The 15,800-nt window shown below is 60.2% G+C and carries 17 protein-coding genes and 1 pseudogene; 14 read left to right on the forward strand and 4 right to left on the reverse strand.

Going from position 1 to position 15,800, the window contains the following annotated elements; genetic code table 11:
- Positions 1–235: 235 nt before the first annotated feature.
- The 3 genes and pseudogenes from AC07VO_RS25675 to AC07VO_RS25685 all read left to right on the forward strand — a co-directional run.
- Positions 236–1,612: pseudogene (locus AC07VO_RS25675) on the forward strand (phosphomannomutase/phosphoglucomutase); the annotation flags it as partial.
- A 25-nt stretch (positions 1,613–1,637) separates the two neighbouring features.
- Entirely contained in the window at positions 1,638–2,543 is a 906-nt protein-coding gene (argB, locus tag AC07VO_RS25680) for an acetylglutamate kinase (RefSeq protein WP_018927486.1), read from the forward strand.
- A gap of 196 nt (positions 2,544–2,739) precedes the next feature.
- Positions 2,740–3,000: a zinc ribbon-containing protein gene (locus tag AC07VO_RS25685; RefSeq protein ID WP_018927485.1), complete on the forward strand. Its 261-nt coding sequence runs from the start codon at positions 2,740–2,742 to the stop codon at positions 2,998–3,000.
- Between the two features lie 91 nt (positions 3,001–3,091).
- On the opposite strand, the gene pyrE is transcribed toward AC07VO_RS25685, so the two are convergent.
- Positions 3,092–3,736 (reverse strand): orotate phosphoribosyltransferase, encoded by a 645-nt coding sequence (gene pyrE, locus AC07VO_RS25690; RefSeq protein ID WP_018927484.1) that lies wholly within the window; start codon positions 3,734–3,736, stop codon positions 3,092–3,094.
- 82 nt (positions 3,737–3,818) lie between these two features.
- Here pyrE and crc point away from each other — a divergent pair, with 82 nt between their 5' ends.
- Positions 3,819–4,598: a catabolite repression control protein Crc gene (crc, locus tag AC07VO_RS25695; RefSeq protein WP_007934608.1), complete on the forward strand. Its 780-nt coding sequence runs from the start codon at positions 3,819–3,821 to the stop codon at positions 4,596–4,598.
- A gap of 72 nt (positions 4,599–4,670) precedes the next feature.
- Here crc and AC07VO_RS25700 read toward each other — a convergent pair whose 3' ends face one another.
- Together AC07VO_RS25700 and rph are read right to left on the reverse strand one after the other, a co-directional pair.
- Positions 4,671–5,039 (reverse strand): DUF4870 domain-containing protein, encoded by a 369-nt coding sequence (locus AC07VO_RS25700; protein ID WP_018927483.1) that lies wholly within the window; start codon positions 5,037–5,039, stop codon positions 4,671–4,673.
- Positions 5,040–5,069: 30 nt separating this feature from the next.
- Positions 5,070–5,792, reverse strand: coding sequence for a ribonuclease PH (rph, locus tag AC07VO_RS25705; RefSeq protein WP_007934600.1), 723 nt, complete (start codon positions 5,790–5,792; stop codon positions 5,070–5,072).
- Positions 5,793–6,060: 268 nt separating this feature from the next.
- Here rph and AC07VO_RS25710 point away from each other — a divergent pair, with 268 nt between their 5' ends.
- From AC07VO_RS25710 to AC07VO_RS25735, 6 genes are all read left to right on the forward strand, one after another.
- Positions 6,061–6,924 carry a YicC/YloC family endoribonuclease gene (locus AC07VO_RS25710; protein WP_018927482.1) on the forward strand — a complete coding sequence of 288 codons (864 nt, stop codon included), beginning with the start codon at positions 6,061–6,063 and terminating at the stop codon, positions 6,922–6,924.
- A gap of 12 nt (positions 6,925–6,936) precedes the next feature.
- On the forward strand, positions 6,937–7,557 hold the full coding sequence (gene gmk, locus AC07VO_RS25715; RefSeq protein ID WP_018927481.1) for a guanylate kinase: 621 nt from the start codon (positions 6,937–6,939) through the stop codon (positions 7,555–7,557).
- Positions 7,558–7,724: 167 nt separating this feature from the next.
- Positions 7,725–7,988 (forward strand): DNA-directed RNA polymerase subunit omega, encoded by a 264-nt coding sequence (gene rpoZ / locus AC07VO_RS25720; protein ID WP_003177259.1) that lies wholly within the window; start codon positions 7,725–7,727, stop codon positions 7,986–7,988.
- Between the two features lie 56 nt (positions 7,989–8,044).
- Positions 8,045–10,150, forward strand: a complete 2,106-nt coding sequence (gene spoT / locus AC07VO_RS25725; RefSeq protein ID WP_007934594.1) for a bifunctional GTP diphosphokinase/guanosine-3',5'-bis pyrophosphate 3'-pyrophosphohydrolase — start codon at positions 8,045–8,047, stop codon at positions 10,148–10,150.
- A 24-nt stretch (positions 10,151–10,174) separates the two neighbouring features.
- A complete protein-coding gene (locus tag AC07VO_RS25730) occupies positions 10,175–10,555 on the forward strand; it encodes a RidA family protein (protein WP_018927480.1) in 381 nt (126 codons plus the stop codon).
- Positions 10,556–10,624: 69 nt separating this feature from the next.
- Positions 10,625–11,365, forward strand: a complete 741-nt coding sequence (locus AC07VO_RS25735) for a hypothetical protein (RefSeq protein WP_018927479.1) — start codon at positions 10,625–10,627, stop codon at positions 11,363–11,365.
- 140 nt (positions 11,366–11,505) lie between these two features.
- Here the strand turns inward: AC07VO_RS25735 and AC07VO_RS25740 are convergent, their stop codons facing one another.
- Positions 11,506–12,363, reverse strand: coding sequence for an SDR family oxidoreductase (locus AC07VO_RS25740; protein ID WP_064621106.1), 858 nt, complete (start codon positions 12,361–12,363; stop codon positions 11,506–11,508).
- A 189-nt stretch (positions 12,364–12,552) separates the two neighbouring features.
- Between AC07VO_RS25740 and exbB the strand changes: the two genes are divergently transcribed.
- The 4 genes from exbB to AC07VO_RS25760 all read left to right on the forward strand — a co-directional run bounded on the left by exbB (position 12,553) and on the right by AC07VO_RS25760 (position 15,799).
- Complete coding sequence (gene exbB / locus AC07VO_RS25745) at positions 12,553–13,503, forward strand: tonB-system energizer ExbB (RefSeq protein ID WP_064621107.1); 951 nt, start codon at positions 12,553–12,555, stop codon at positions 13,501–13,503.
- Positions 13,504–13,509: 6 nt separating this feature from the next.
- Positions 13,510–13,938: a TonB system transport protein ExbD gene (gene exbD / locus AC07VO_RS25750; protein ID WP_007934588.1), complete on the forward strand. Its 429-nt coding sequence runs from the start codon at positions 13,510–13,512 to the stop codon at positions 13,936–13,938.
- On the forward strand, positions 13,935–14,681 hold the full coding sequence (locus AC07VO_RS25755; RefSeq protein WP_018927476.1) for an energy transducer TonB family protein: 747 nt from the start codon (positions 13,935–13,937) through the stop codon (positions 14,679–14,681). The genes exbD and AC07VO_RS25755 overlap by 4 nt, the downstream gene beginning before the upstream one ends.
- A gap of 188 nt (positions 14,682–14,869) precedes the next feature.
- Positions 14,870–15,799 (forward strand): hydrogen peroxide-inducible genes activator, encoded by a 930-nt coding sequence (locus tag AC07VO_RS25760; RefSeq protein WP_008007618.1) that lies wholly within the window; start codon positions 14,870–14,872, stop codon positions 15,797–15,799.
- Position 15,800: the final 1 nt, after the last annotated feature.

Below are 15,800 nucleotides of genomic sequence, written 5' to 3' on the forward strand. Positions count from 1 at the left end.
AGCTCCCTCGCCACAAATCACACAGACGTCATCTGGAAGGTTTACCACTGAAAATCAAGGCATTGATCGACCCAATACTCGTCGACATTGGTGGCATGGCCTTTTCGCACCACGAACTCTCTGCGGAAAACGCCGTCATACCCTTCAGTCCGAGCCAGCCGACGAGTTCTTCGCCGGCAGGTCCAGCCACTTTCGAGATGGAGCATTCCTACAGATGAGCACCCCAGCCCAAGTCGCACCCAAGTTCCCCGACAGCATCTTCCGCGCCTACGACATTCGCGGCACCGTCCCGGAATTCTTGAACGCTGAAACCGCTTATTGGCTCGGTCGCGCCATCGGCTCCCAGAGCCTGGCCCAGGGCGAGCCCAATGTGTCCGTCGGCCGCGACGGTCGCCTGTCCGGCCCGGAACTGGTGGAACAACTGATTCAGGGCCTGGCCGACAGCGGTTGCCACGTCAGCGACGTCGGCCTGGTGCCAACGCCAGCGCTGTACTACGCCGCCAACGTACTGGCCGGCAAATCCGGGGTGATGCTCACCGGCAGCCACAACCCGTCGAACTACAACGGCTTCAAGATCGTCATAGCTGGCGATACCCTGGCCAACGAACAGATCCAGGCCCTGCACGACCGCCTCAAGACCAACAACCTGAGCAGCGGCAAGGGCAGCATCACCAAGGTCGAGATCCTCGACCGCTACAACACCGAAATCGTCCAGGACATCAAACTCGCCCGCCGCCTGAAAGTGGTGGTCGATTGCGGCAACGGCGCGGCCGGCGTGATTGCCCCGCAACTGATCGAAGCCCTGAACTGCGAAGTCATCCCGCTGTTCTGCGATGTCGATGGCAACTTCCCGAACCATCACCCGGACCCGGGCAAGCTGGAAAACCTGGTAGACCTGATCGCCAAGGTCAAGGAAACCAACGCCGACCTGGGCCTGGCCTTCGACGGTGATGGCGACCGCGTGGGCGTGGTCACCAACACCGGCAGCGTCGTGTTCCCGGACCGCCTGCTGATGCTGTTCGCCAAGGATGTGGTAGCACGCAACCCCGACGCGGAAATCATCTTCGACGTCAAATGCACCCGTCGCCTGATCCCGCTGATCAAAGAATATGGCGGTCGCCCACTGATGTGGAAAACAGGTCACTCGCTGATCAAAAAGAAAATGAAACAATCCGGCGCCCTGTTGGCCGGCGAAATGAGCGGGCATATCTTCTTCAAGGAGCGCTGGTTCGGTTTCGACGACGGCATTTACAGCGCCGCGCGGCTGCTGGAGATCCTCAGCAAAGAGAAATCCACCGCGGAAGAGTTGTTCGCGATCTTCCCGAACGATATTTCTACGCCGGAAATCAATATCCATGTGACCGAAGAGAGCAAATTCAGCATCATTGATGCACTGCACGACGCACAGTGGGGTGAAGGCGCCGACCTGACCACCATTGACGGCGTGCGAGTCGACTATGCCAAAGGCTGGGGCCTGGTTCGCGCCTCCAACACCACACCGGTGCTGGTGCTGCGCTTCGAGGCCGATGACGAGGCTGAATTGCAGCGCATCAAGGATGTATTCCACGTCCAGCTGAAGCGCGTTGCACCTGATCTCCAACTACCGTTTTGATCTATTGAAGCACCCGGAGCCCTGAATGACCCTCGAACGCGAAGCCGCCGCCAACACTGCCAAGGTCCTGTCCGAAGCGCTGCCTTACATTCGCCGCTATGTCGGCAAGACACTGGTGATCAAATACGGCGGCAACGCGATGGAAAGCGAGGAGCTGAAAACCGGCTTCGCCCGCGACATCGTGCTGATGAAAGCCGTCGGCATCAACCCGGTGGTGGTTCACGGCGGCGGCCCGCAAATCGGCGACCTGCTCAAGCGACTGTCGATCGAGAGCCACTTTGTCGATGGCATGCGCGTCACCGACGCCGCGACCATGGACGTGGTGGAAATGGTCCTCGGCGGCCAGGTCAACAAGGACATCGTCAACCTGATCAACCGTCACGGCGGCAGCGCCATCGGCCTGACCGGTAAAGACGCCGAGCTGATTCGCGCGAAGAAGCTCACCGTCACCCGCCAGACCCCTGAGATGACCCAGCCGGAAATCATCGACATCGGCCACGTCGGCGAAGTGGTCGGGATCAACACCGACCTGCTGAACCTGCTGGTCAAAGGCGATTTCATTCCGGTGATCGCGCCGATCGGCGTCGGTGCCAACGGCGAGTCGTACAACATCAACGCCGATCTGGTGGCCGGTAAAGTGGCCGAGGCTCTGAAAGCTGAGAAGCTGATGCTGCTGACCAACATTGCCGGCCTGATGGACAAGAGCGGCAAGGTCCTGACCGGCCTGAGCACCCAGCAAGTCGACGACCTGATCGCCGACGGCACCATCTACGGCGGCATGCTGCCGAAGATCCGTTGCGCGCTGGAAGCGGTACAGGGTGGCGTGGGCAGCTCGCTGATCATTGATGGTCGGGTGCCAAATGCAATTCTGCTGGAAATCTTCACCGACACCGGTGTGGGTACGCTGATCAGCAATCGCAAGCGTCCCTGATTCAAAACCTTAAAAAGATCGCAGCCTTCGGCAGCACCTACGGATTTCGGATGTACGAAAAACCTGTAGGAGCTGACGAAGTCTGCGATCTTTTTTATGCGCGCCGGAAATGCCTGACCTGATTGGGCGAAACGTCCGACTTCACGAAGGAAGCAATCTGCATAGGATCTTCTCTGAATCCACAGGAGGTCTACCCATGCAAAAAGACTACGTCCCTTACGGCAGCGATGTTTCACCTGGCACCTATGCCTGTGTCGATTGCGGTCACGAATACTCGAATCAGGGCAAAACATCGATGCCGCCCTGCCCGCAACTCCGCAAGACCGCACACACCCGTCATGGCTGGAGAATTCTGACTGGCCAGGGCGATGCTGTGGCTGATCCGTACCCGGAGAAAACCAATGAACCCAGCGGGATCAAAAAAGCCGAGACATTCAGCAGCACCAGCAAAAAATAATGCTGGGGGACTGGGCCATACATAAACAAAAGACCCCGCTCAACATGCTGAGCGGGGTCTTTTGCTGTCTGCAATCCCTGTGGGAGCGTGATTACACGCCGAACTGGGCGCGGTAGGCTTCAACCGCAGGCAAATGTTGCTTGAGCTGCGGATCGTCAGCCAGGAACTCCAGCACCTGGTTCAGCGAAACGATGCTGATCACCGGAATGCCGAAGTCACGTTCCACTTCCTGGATGGCCGACAACTCACCATTGCCACGCTCCTGACGGTTCAGGGCGATCAGCACACCGGCAGCTTTGGCGCCGTCCTGGGAAGCGATGATCTGCATCACTTCGCGGATGGCGGTGCCCGCGGTGATCACGTCGTCGATGATCAGCACGTCGCCAGTCAATGGCGCGCCAACCAGGCTGCCACCTTCGCCGTGGGCCTTGGCTTCCTTGCGATTGAAGCACCATGGCAGGTCACGGTCGTGATGTTCGGCCAGTGCCACGGCGGTGGCTGCCGCCAACGGGATGCCTTTGTAGGCCGGGCCGAACAGTACGTCGAAGGAAATACCGCTCTCGACGATGGCTGCCGCATAGAAACGGCCCAGCTGTGCCAGGGCCTTCCCTGAGTTGAACAGGCCGGCATTGAAGAAGTATGGACTGGTGCGCCCGGACTTCAGGGTGAACTCACCGAAGCGCAAAACGCCGCGATCGATGGCAAAACGAATGAAATCGCGTTGATACGCTTGCATGAAAAAAACCCCAAATACCACGGATTTAGCTAATTAGGTAGACGCCGTGTATCATACCCGCACGCGATTTTTGGGGCCACTTATGCGGATCATCAGTGTGAACGTCAATGGTATTCAGGCTGCAGTCGAGCGTGGTTTGCTCAGTTGGCTGCAAGCACAGAATGCCGACGTCATCTGCCTGCAGGACACCCGCGCCTCCGCCTTTGAACTGGACGATCCAGCCTTCCAACTGGATGGCTACTTCCTTTATGCCTGCGAAGCCGAAGTTCCCGCCCAAGGTGGCGTGGCTTTGTACTCGCGGTTGCAACCGAAGGCTGTCATCAGCGGTCTCGGCTTCGAGACGGCCGACCGCTACGGGCGCTACCTGCAAGCCGATTTCGACAAGGTCAGCATCGCGACCTTGCTGCTCCCTTCGGGGCAGAATGGCGATGAAGACTTGAACCAGAAGTTCAAGCTAATGGACGACTTCGCCCGTTATCTGGATAAACAGCGACGCAAACGTCGCGAGTACATTTATTGTGGCTCGCTGTACGTGGCGCAACAGAAGCTGGATATCAAGAACTGGCGCGACAGCCAGCAATCCCCGGGCTTCCTGGCGCCTGAGCGTGCCTGGATGGACGAGATTGTCGGCAACATGGGTTATGTCGACGCCCTGCGGGAAGTCAGCCGCGAAGGCGACCAGTACAGCTGGTGGCCGGACAACGAACAGGCCGAGATGCTCAACCTGGGCTGGCGTTTCGACTACCAGTTGCTGACCCCTGGCCTGCGCCGCTTCGTACGCAGCGCACGCCTGCCACGTCAGCCACGGTTCTCGCAGCACGCACCGTTGATCGTGGACTACGACTGGACGCTGACGATCTAAGCGTCTTTTCGCAGATGCAAAAAAGCCGACATTGCTGTCGGCTTTTTTGTGCGCGCTGATTTTTACTGCCTGTTATTTGATCAACCGCCAGGTGAAGGGATAGCGGTAAGGCACCCCGTCATTGGCCTTGAGCCCGGCAATGATGCACAGCACCATCGCCCCGATCAGGACCAGCGGCAGCAGCGCAAAACCGATCAACACCAGCATCAGCACGTAACAGATGCCCGAGACCAGGGCCACGGTAATCTGAAAGTTCAGCGCTTCTTTGCCTTGGGCATCGATGAACGGGTCGGCTTCACGCTTCCACTGCCAGAGTATCAGCGGCCCGATCAGGTGACCGAACGGAAACCAGACACCGAGAAACGCCGAGAGGTGACAAAACATCGCCCACTGGCGAGCCTCGGAGCTCGGGGTGGGAAGCAACTGCTGTTCATCACTCATGGCGCTCTCCTTTGCCGGACATCAAAACAATCAGTCAGCCAGTGCAGCCTTCTGCAGTTCGAAAATCTCGATCATGCCTTTCTTCGCCAGTGCCAGCATCGCGTTCAGCTCTTCCGGCTGGAACGGTGCGCCTTCGGCAGTGCCCTGGACTTCGATGAAACCACCAGTGCTGGTCATCACCACGTTGAGGTCAGTCTCGGCAGCCGAGTCTTCCAGGTAGTCGAGGTCAAGCACAGGTTCGCCCTGATACATGCCTACCGAAACGGCAGCGATCATTTGCTTGAGCGGGTCGCCACCTTTGAGGCCGCCGCGCTTCTTGATCACTTTCAAGGCATCGACCAGTGCAACCATGGCGCCGGTGATGGACGCGGTGCGGGTGCCGCCATCAGCCTGGATCACGTCGCAGTCGACGTACAAGGTGACGTCGCCCAGCTTGGACATGTCCAGCGCAGCGCGCAGGGAACGACCGATCAGCCGCTGGATTTCCAGAGTGCGGCCGCCTTGCTTGCCGCGGCTCGCCTCACGCTGGTTACGCTCGCCAGTGGCGCGCGGCAGCATGCCGTATTCAGCGGTCAACCAGCCCTGGCCCTGCCCCTTGAGGAAACGCGGCACGCCGTTCTCGACGCTGACGGTGCAGATGACCTTGGTATCACCGAACTCGACCAGTACAGATCCCTCGGCGTGTTTGGTGTAGTTGCGGGTAATGCGGATCGAGCGGAGCTGATCGGCAGCGCGACCACTTGGACGTTTCATAGGGATTACCTGTACGGGGGACGGAAAACTGCCGAGCATTATAGAGCCGTGGGCCGCGAGTGGGCACTTCTAAAAAAATCACCCGACGATTGAAGGCTCTGAATAGAGCGTAGCCGACGGCCTGCAGCCCATTGTCACAGCGTGTGATTGGGCGCATCCGCCCCACTGCGCTACAATCCTGCGCCTTTGCTGCCTGTCGGCTTTAATTCACAGATAGCGGGTCCGCGAACCATGGGTTACGCGCCGACCTGCATTGCGAGGTACCTCCATGGTGCACAGCATGACCGCCTTCGCCCGCGTCGAGAAAGCCGGCGTCCAGGGCACCCTGAGCTGGGAGCTGCGCTCGGTCAACAGCCGCTACCTGGAACCCCATCTGCGCCTGCCGGAATCTTTCCGCGACCTCGAGGGCGCCGTCCGCGAAGCCCTGCGCCAGGGAATTTCCCGGGGCAAGCTCGAATGCACCCTGCGTTTCACCGAAGAAAGCACTGGCAAACCGCTGCAAGTGGACCGCGAGCGCGCCGCGCAATTGGTCGCTGCCGCCGAGACCGTCGCCAGCCTGATCAAGAACCCGGCCGCGCTGAACCCGCTGGAAGTCCTGGCCTGGCCCGGCGTGCTGGTGGCCGACGCCGCCGACCCGCAAGCGCTGAATGCCGAAGCCATGGCGCTGTTCAACCAAGGCCTGAAAGAACTCAAGGCCGGCCGCGAGCGCGAAGGCGCGGAGCTGGCGCGGTTGATCAACGAACGCCTGACGTCCATTGAAGAAGATGTGGTGATCCTGCGTGAGCTGGTCCCGCAGATGCTCGCCACGCAGCGTCAGAAAGTCCTCGACCGCTTCACCGACATGAAGGCCGACCTCGACCCGCAGCGCCTGGAGCAGGAAATGGTCATGCTCGCGCAAAAGAGCGACGTCGCCGAAGAACTGGATCGCCTGAGCACTCACATCATCGAAGTTCGCCGGGTGCTCAAATCCGGCGGCGCTGCCGGTCGACGCCTGGATTTCCTGATGCAGGAGCTCAACCGCGAAGCCAACACACTGGGCTCCAAAGCCTTCGACCCGCGCAGCACCCAAGCGGCGGTCAACCTCAAGGTGTTGATCGAGCAGATGCGCGAACAAGTACAGAATATTGAGTAAGGCAAACCTGACATGACCCACAGTACCGGCACCCTGTACATCATTTCCGCACCTTCTGGTGCGGGCAAGAGCAGCCTGGTCAAAGCCCTGACCGACGCTGATCAGGAGATCCGCGTCTCGGTCTCCCACACCACCCGCGCCATGCGCCCTGGTGAAGTGAACGGCGTGAACTATCACTTCGTCGAACGCAGCGAGTTCGTGAAGATGATCGAGCACGGAGATTTCCTCGAGCGCGCCGAAGTGTTCGGCAATCTCTATGGCACTTCGCAAAGCCACCTGCAGCAGACCCTGGATGAAGGTCACGACCTGATTCTGGAAATTGACTGGCAGGGTGCAGAGCAAGTGCGCAAGTTGATGCCCCAGGCCCGTTCGATCTTCATTCTGCCGCCGTCCCTGGAGGCCCTGCACCAACGCCTGACCAATCGCGGCCAGGACAGTGACGAGATCATCGAAGGCCGGATGCGCGAAGCCGTCAGCGAGATGAGCCATTACGTCGACTACGATTACCTGATCATCAACGACAATTTCGCCCACGCACTGGACGATCTGAAGGCGATTTTCCGCGCCAACCAGCTGCATCAGAAGCGTCAGCAGCAGCGTCATGGCAAATTATTAGCTGAATTGCTCGGCTAATCAGCTCTTCCCAAAACCGCTGCAAGGGCTTTACATTGGTGCTTATAGCGCGTTGAAGAGCCTGGTCAAAAAATCAGCGCTTCCCTAATCGCTGGTGATTTTTTAAACTGTTGAGTCCGCTCGCCCAACCGGGCAGCGCGCATATTGCATTCGCTCCGAGGAATACCATGGCCCGCGTAACCGTTGAAGACTGCCTAGAACACGTGGAAAACCGCTTTGAGCTGGTCATGCTCTCTACCAAGCGTGCCCGTCAACTGGCCACTGGTGGCAAAGAGCCCCTGGTTCAGTGGGAAAACGACAAGCCTACAGTTGTAGCGCTGCGTGAAATCGCTGAAGGCCTGATGAGCTACGAGTTCATCGCCAACGCTGAAATCGTCGAAGACGAACCGCTGTTCGCAGCGTTCGAGGACGAGTCCAACGAGGCAGTATAAGCCATGCCTGGTCGACGTAGCACGGCGCGGGGTCATAGCAAACGGCAGGAATTATCATGCCGAGCATAGACGCCCTCGCCGATCGCTTATCGACCTACCTCGGCAAGGACCAGGTCAACCTGGTCCGCCGAGCGTACTTCTACGCCGAACAAGCCCACGACGGTCAACGCCGCCGCAGCGGTGAGGCGTACGTCACGCATCCTCTTGCGGTGGCGAATATTCTTGCCGACATGCACATGGACCATCAAAGCTTGATGGCTGCAATGCTGCATGACGTGATCGAAGACACCGGTATTGCCAAGGAAGCGCTGCAAGCGCAGTTCGGCGAAACCGTGGCCGAACTGGTCGACGGGGTCAGCAAACTGACCCAGATGAACTTCGAGACCAAAGCCGAAGCCCAGGCCGAAAACTTCCAGAAAATGGCCATGGCCATGGCGCGCGACATTCGCGTGATCCTGGTCAAGCTGGCCGACCGCCTGCACAACATGCGTACCCTGGAAGTGCTGTCCGGCGAAAAACGCCGGCGGATCGCCAAGGAAACCCTGGAAATCTATGCGCCCATCGCCAACCGGCTGGGCATGCACGCCATCCGCATAGAATTCGAAGACCTCGGCTTCAAGGCCATGCACCCGATGCGTTCCGCGCGGATCAACCAGGCGGTCAAACGCGCCCGGGGCAACCGCAAGGAAATCGTCAACAAGATCGAAGAGTCCCTCAGCCACTGCCTGGCCATTGATGGCATCCAGGGCGAGGTCAGCGGTCGTCAGAAACACCTCTACGGCATCTACAAGAAAATGCGCGGCAAGCGTCGGGCCTTCAACGAGATCATGGACGTCTACGCGTTCCGGATCATCGTCGACAAGGTCGATACCTGCTACCGCGTGCTGGGTGCTGTGCATAATTTGTACAAACCGTTGCCGGGGCGCTTCAAGGATTACATCGCGATCCCCAAGGCCAACGGCTACCAGTCGCTGCACACCACGCTGTTCGGCATGCACGGTGTACCGATCGAGATCCAGATCCGCACCCGTGAAATGGAAGAGATGGCCAACAATGGCATCGCCGCCCATTGGCTGTACAAATCCAGCGGCGACGAACAGCCCAAAGGCACTCATGCCCGCGCCCGCCAGTGGGTCAAAGGCGTGCTGGAGATGCAGCAACGGGCCGGCAACTCGCTGGAATTCATCGAGAGCGTGAAGATCGACCTGTTCCCGGACGAGGTCTACGTGTTCACGCCCAAGGGCCGGATCATGGAACTTCCAAAAGGCTCCACGGCGGTCGACTTCGCTTACGCGGTACACACCGACGTGGGCAACAGCTGCATTGCCTGCCGGATCAACCGTCGTCTCGCGCCGCTGTCCGAACCGCTGCAAAGCGGCTCCACGGTCGAGATCGTCAGCGCCCCCGGCGCACGGCCGAACCCGGCATGGCTCAACTTCGTGGTCACCGGCAAGGCGCGGACCCACATCCGCCATGCGCTTAAGCTGCAACGCCGCTCCGAATCCATCAGCCTCGGCGAACGCCTGCTGAACAAGGTGCTCAACGGTTTCGACAGCTCGCTGGAAAAAGTCCCGGCCGAGCGTGTGCAGTTGATGCTCCACGAATATCGCCTGGAACTGATCGAAGACCTGCTCGAAGACATCGGACTGGGCAATCGCATGGCTTACGTAGTCGCCCGCCGCCTGCTCGGCGAAGGCGAACAGCTGCCAAGCCCGGAAGGTCCGCTGGCCATTCGCGGTACCGAAGGCCTGGTGCTCAGTTACGCCAAGTGCTGCACGCCGATCCCTGGCGACCCGATCGTTGGCCATCTGTCCGCCGGCAAAGGGATGGTGGTGCACCTGGACAACTGCCGCAACATCAGCGAAATCCGCCACAACCCGGAAAAATGCATCCAGCTCTCGTGGGCCAAGGATGTCACCGGCGAATTCAACGTCGAGCTGCGCGTCGAACTGGAACACCAGCGCGGCCTGATCGCCTTGCTGGCCAGCAGCGTCAACGCGGCCGACGGCAATATCGAAAAAATCAGCATGGACGAACGCGACGGTCGTATCAGCGTGGTCCAACTGGTGGTCAGCGTGCACGACCGCGTGCACCTGGCCCGCGTGATCAAGAAACTGCGCGCCCTGACCGGGGTCATCCGCATCACCCGCATGCGCGCGTAGCCCACCCTTCACAAGGAGTCATACATGACCAAGACCGTTATCAACAGCGACAAGGCCCCGGCCGCCATCGGTACTTACTCCCAGGCGATCAAGGCTGGCAACACCGTGTACATGTCGGGTCAGATTCCTCTGGACCCAAAAACCATGGAACTGGTCGAAGGCTTCGAAGCCCAGACCATCCAGGTATTCGAGAACCTCAAAGCCGTGGCAGAAGCCGCCGGTGGTTCGTTTAAAGACATCGTCAAACTGAACATTTTCCTCACCGACCTGAGCCACTTCGCCAAGGTCAACGAGATCATGGGCAAGTACTTCGACCAGCCTTACCCAGCCCGCGCCGCCATCGGCGTTGCAGCCCTGCCAAAGGGTTCGCAGGTTGAAATGGATGCCATTCTGGTCATCGAGTAATGTGTCTGGCGCAGCCTTGCGAGGCTGCGCCGACTGATCTTGTACAAAGGGTTCTGAAAGGATTCCACCATGCGCCACGCGCTAGCTCTCTCGCTGGTCGCCCTACTCTTGGGCGGATGTGCCAGCAACCCTGCCGACCGTGATATCAGCGGCACCTGGATCAACCAGGTGGCGATCGATGCCGCATCCAAAGGCGGCCCCCTGCGTGAAGCGCTCCAGGCCTATGGCCCGAATCTGGAATGGAACGTCAACACCAGGGCCGGTCAGGCCCGCTACACCAATGGTTTTGAAAACGTCGAAGGCAAGCTGCTGGGCGAAAAGTCCGGCGCCTGGAATGTCGACTTTTATGGCAGCTCCGCCAGCGAGCTGAAGCGTGATGGCAAGCGACTGAACCAGGCTGCCAACGACAACGAGCCCGAGCAAGTCTTCGACCGCGCATCGGTCCAGGTTCCGGAAGGAGCGCCTATTGGCGCTAGTTTCGAGCGCGCGCTGTATTCGGCTTACATGGGCGGCAGCTGGAAAATCCTCAGCGGCCCGGGCGAAGGCAGCACCGTCCAGTTCCAGGCAGACGGTCAGGTCGCCGGTCTGCCCGGTGCAGATCGCTATGCCCTGTGCCTGGCAGGCGATTGCGCGTCGATGAGCGGCGGCAACGACAACATCTGGCTGCAGTTGAATGGCCAGGGCAATACCTGGATCTTTGCGCGCAAGGGCAAAGAACTGGAGATTTTCCAGACGGTGAACACTGCACTGGCGGACGAGATGCCTTCGTTCACACCGGGTGATCGCAAGTGGTTGCTCGAAAAGCAGTAAGCCCGCCCTGAAGCCAACGCAGAACCCATGTGGGAGCAGGCTTGCTCGCGAAAGCGGTGTAACAATCAACGATGATGTTGAATGTTATATCCCCTTCGCGAGCAAGCCTGCTCCCACATTTGGTTTGAGGTGACTGGAAGTCAGCAGCGGCCTTCGAGGATCGCGGCATAACCTTCGCGGAAACTCGGATAGCGCGGTGTCCAGCCCAACGCCTTCGCCCGGGAGTTACTGCAGCGCTTGCTGCCGGCACGACGCACACTGGCATCATCGGCCCACTCGGTCACGCCCAGATACTCACGCAACCAGCCCACCACCTCTGCCATTGGCGCAGGCGCATCATCGACACCTATATAAGCATCATCCAGCGCCACTCCACGCCGATCCGCCTCAAGCAGGAACGCCAGCAACCCCGCCGCGTCGTCGACGTGAATGCGATTGGCGTACAGCGGGGGATCGATCGCCACGCGATAACCGCGACGAACCTGAGTCAGTAGCCACTCTCGACCCGGACCATAAATACCGGTCAGACGCACGATGCTGGCCGGGATGCCGCTATCACGCGCCACTTGCTCGGCTTCCAGCATCAAACGCCCCGAATAACCGCCCGCCACCGTCGGCGAGGTTTCATCGACCCACTCACCGTCCTGCTGACCGTAAACACTGCTGCTGGAGACAAACAGAATGCGCTTTGGCTGCTGGCCATGTTGTTTCAACCACCCCAGCACATGCTGCAAGCCTTCGACATAGGCGGCGCGATAGCCCGCCTCGTCGTGGTCGGTGGCAGCGGCGCTGTACACCAGATAGTCCAGTGGCGTGGTCGGCCAGTCAGCCGGGCATTGCGCGCTGAACAGGTCACCCGCAACGCCAACCACTCCGGCTGGCAAGCGCGACACATTGCGGCGCAGGCCATAAACCTGCCAGTGCCCTGCCAGCAATTGCGTAGCCAGACGGCTGCCGACATCACCGCAGCCGGCGATCAAAACAGAAGGCGCGGACATCAGAAGACTCCCTCAAGAAAGGTACAGACTAGCGCCCGAAATGGATAAGCAGCTAGCAATGGAAGAAAAAAAGAGACGCTATTACTTTTGTTAACAAGAATTAATTGCAATAATGCCAGCCACTTTTGTTCTCGGCCTTACGAGGCCTGGAAGAACACTTACCGTCTTTTCCTCTCAGGTCCGGCCAGCATGACACGCAATCAACTCTCCGCTTCGCCAACCAAACGACCTCGCGCCTGGAGCGCGGTAGCCGCCCTGCTGCTCAGCCTGATGCTGGCGCCGACCGCCGCATTCGCCGATGCGCAAGCGCCGGCCACACAGCCTGCGGCTACTCAAACACCAGCCGTTCAAACCGCACCTGTCGCGACCGATCCGGTCCAGGCCGTAGACGCCGCGGACATGCCGCAAGCTCTCGAAGCCGACAACTCCCTGGGCATGGCCCACGACCTGTCGCCATGGGGCATGTACAAGAACGCCGATATTATCGTGAAAATCGTGATGATCGGCCTGGCCATCGCCTCGATCATCACCTGGACCATCTGGATCGCCAAGGGCTTCGAGCTGATGGGCGCCAAGCGTCGTCTGCGCGCTGAAATCGCTCATCTGAAAAAAGCCGCCACCCTTAAGGAAGCCAGCACCACGGCGGCCAAGGAAGGCACCCTGGCCAACCTGCTGGTCCACGACGCGCTGGAAGAAATGCGCTTGTCGGCCAACAGCCGCGAGAAGGAAGGCATCAAGGAACGCGTGAGCTTCCGCCTCGAGCGCCTCGTCGCAGCCTGCGGTCGCAACATGAGCAGCGGCACCGGCGTGCTGGCCACCATCGGTTCCACCGCGCCGTTCGTCGGCCTGTTCGGTACCGTATGGGGCATCATGAACAGCTTCATCGGCATCGCCAAAACCCAGACCACCAACCTCGCCGTCGTGGCCCCCGGCATCGCCGAAGCCCTGCTGGCGACCGCGCTGGGTCTGGTTGCAGCGATTCCTGCGGTGGTCATCTACAACGTCTTCGCCCGCTCCATTGCCGGTTACAAGGCACAAGTGTCCGACGCCTCGGCGGAAGTCCTGCTGCTGGTCAGCCGCGACCTCGACCACCAGCCGCCCGAGCGCAGCTCGCAACCGCACATGGTGAAAGTGGGGTAATCGGCCATGGGCCTGCATTTGAAAGAAGGCGCAGACGACGATCTGGCCGAGAACCACGAAATCAACGTCACGCCGTTCATCGACGTAATGCTGGTGCTGTTGATCATCTTCATGGTGGCGGCGCCGCTGGCCACCGTGGACATCAAGGTCGACCTGCCCGCCTCCACCGCCAAACCGGCGCCGCGGCCAGAGAAACCGGTGTTCCTCAGCGTCAAAGCTGACCAGCGCCTGTTCCTCGGCGAAGACGAAGTGAAGACCGAAGCCCTCGGCGCCACACTCGACGCCAAGACCCAGGGCAAGAAAGACACGACGATCTTCTTCCAGGCCGACAAAGGCGTGGACTACGGCGACCTGATGAGCGTGATGGACGCCCTGCGCGCCGCCGGTTACCTGAAGGTCGGCCTGGTCGGACTCGAGACGGCAGCCAAAAAATGATCAACACGCGCCAAAAGCTGACGCGTTACAGCGGTAGCCTGGCCGTGGTGCTGGGCGTCCATGCGCTGGCCATTGCGCTCGCGCTGAACTGGACCTCGCGCCCGCCGATCGAGCTGCCGCCGCAAGCGATGATGGTCGAGCTGGCGCCGATGCCGGCCCCGCCACCGCCCGCACCGCCGAAGGTGATCACGCCGCCACAGCCACCGGCACCGGTGGAAGAACTGCCGATTCCAAAACTCGCTGAAGCGCCGAAGGCCGAGATTGCCGTGCCCAAGCCGGTCAAACCCAAGCCGAAGCCGCAACCGCCCAAGCCTGTGGAGAAAAAGCCGGAGCCACCGAAGGAAAAGCCTTCCGAGGAGAAGCCTAGCGACACGCAGCCAACCCAGGCGCCGACGGAGAAGTCCGCTCAGCCGGCTCCCGGTCCATCGCCCGCGCAACAAGCCGCCAAGGCCAGTTGGCAAGGCACCCTGCTCGCGCACCTGGCCAAGTACAAAAAGTACCCGGCCAGCGCACAGCAACGCGGCAAGGAAGGTTTGAACCGTCTGCGCTTTGTGGTGGATGCCGAAGGTAACGTGCTGTCGTTCGAACTGGTGGGCCGCTCCGGCAACGCCGATCTGGACCGGGCTACCCTGGAAATGATCCGCCGCGCCCAACCGCTGCCCAAGCCACCGGCCGACATGCTGAACAACGGCACCATCGAAATCGTTGCACCGTTTGTTTACTCGCTGGAACGCCGACGCTAAAAACACCGCCGCTCCCACAGGTTCTTCGGCGGTTACAAAACCTATAAAAGGCACCGAAAGGTGCCTTTTTGCATATCTGGAAACGGCAAACCTGCATTGCCCAGTGTCACTTAGCACACTCAGTCTGATAACGTGCGTCTATCGATTGCAGCCGGTATGCTTGGCCCGCAACTTCATGGACGCTTGCTATGACTCTCACAGAATTACGCTACATCGTTACCCTCGCCCAAGAGCAGCACTTCGGTCACGCGGCCGAGCGTTGCCACGTCAGCCAGCCGACCCTGTCGGTGGGCGTGAAAAAGCTTGAAGACGAACTCGGTGTGCTGATTTTCGAGCGCAGCAAGAGCGCCGTGCGCCTGACCCCGGTCGGTGAAGGCATTGTTGCCCAGGCACAGAAAGTCCTGGAACAGGCCCAAGGCATCCGCGAACTGGCCCAGGCCGGCAAGAACCAGCTGACCGCGCCGCTGAAAGTCGGCGCGATCTACACCGTCGGCCCGTACCTGTTCCCGCACCTGATTCCACAACTGCACCGGGTCGCCCCGCAGATGCCGTTGTACATCGAAGAAAACTTCACCCACGTGCTGCGCGACAAACTGCGCAACGGCGAGCTCGACGCGATCATCATCGCCCTGCCGTTCAACGAAGCCGATGTACTGACGTTGCAGCTCTACGACGAGCCGTTCTACGTCCTGATGCCGGCCCAACACCCGTGGACGCAAAAAGAATCCATCGACGCCGCTCTGCTCAACGACAAGAGCCTGCTGCTGCTCGGCGAAGGCCACTGCTTCCGCGATCAAGTGCTGGAAGCCTGCCCGACCCTGGCCAAAGGCAACGACGGCGCCAAGCACACCACGGTGGAATCCAGCTCGCTGGAAACCATCCGCCACATGGTCGCCTCTGGCCTGGGCATTTCGATCCTGCCGCTGTCGGCGGTGGACAGCCACCACTACGCCCCCGGCGTGATCGAAGTGCGTCCATTGAGTGCGCCGGTGCCGTTCCGCACCGTGGCCATCGCCTGGCGCGCGAGCTTCCCACGGCCCAAGGCGATTGAAATCCTCGCCGACTCCATTCGCCTGTGCTCGGTGGCCAAGCCGCCAGCGCCGGTGGTGGCCGGTTAAG

The sequence above is a fragment of the Pseudomonas sp. GW821-FHT03E01 genome (genome assembly GCF_059420765.1).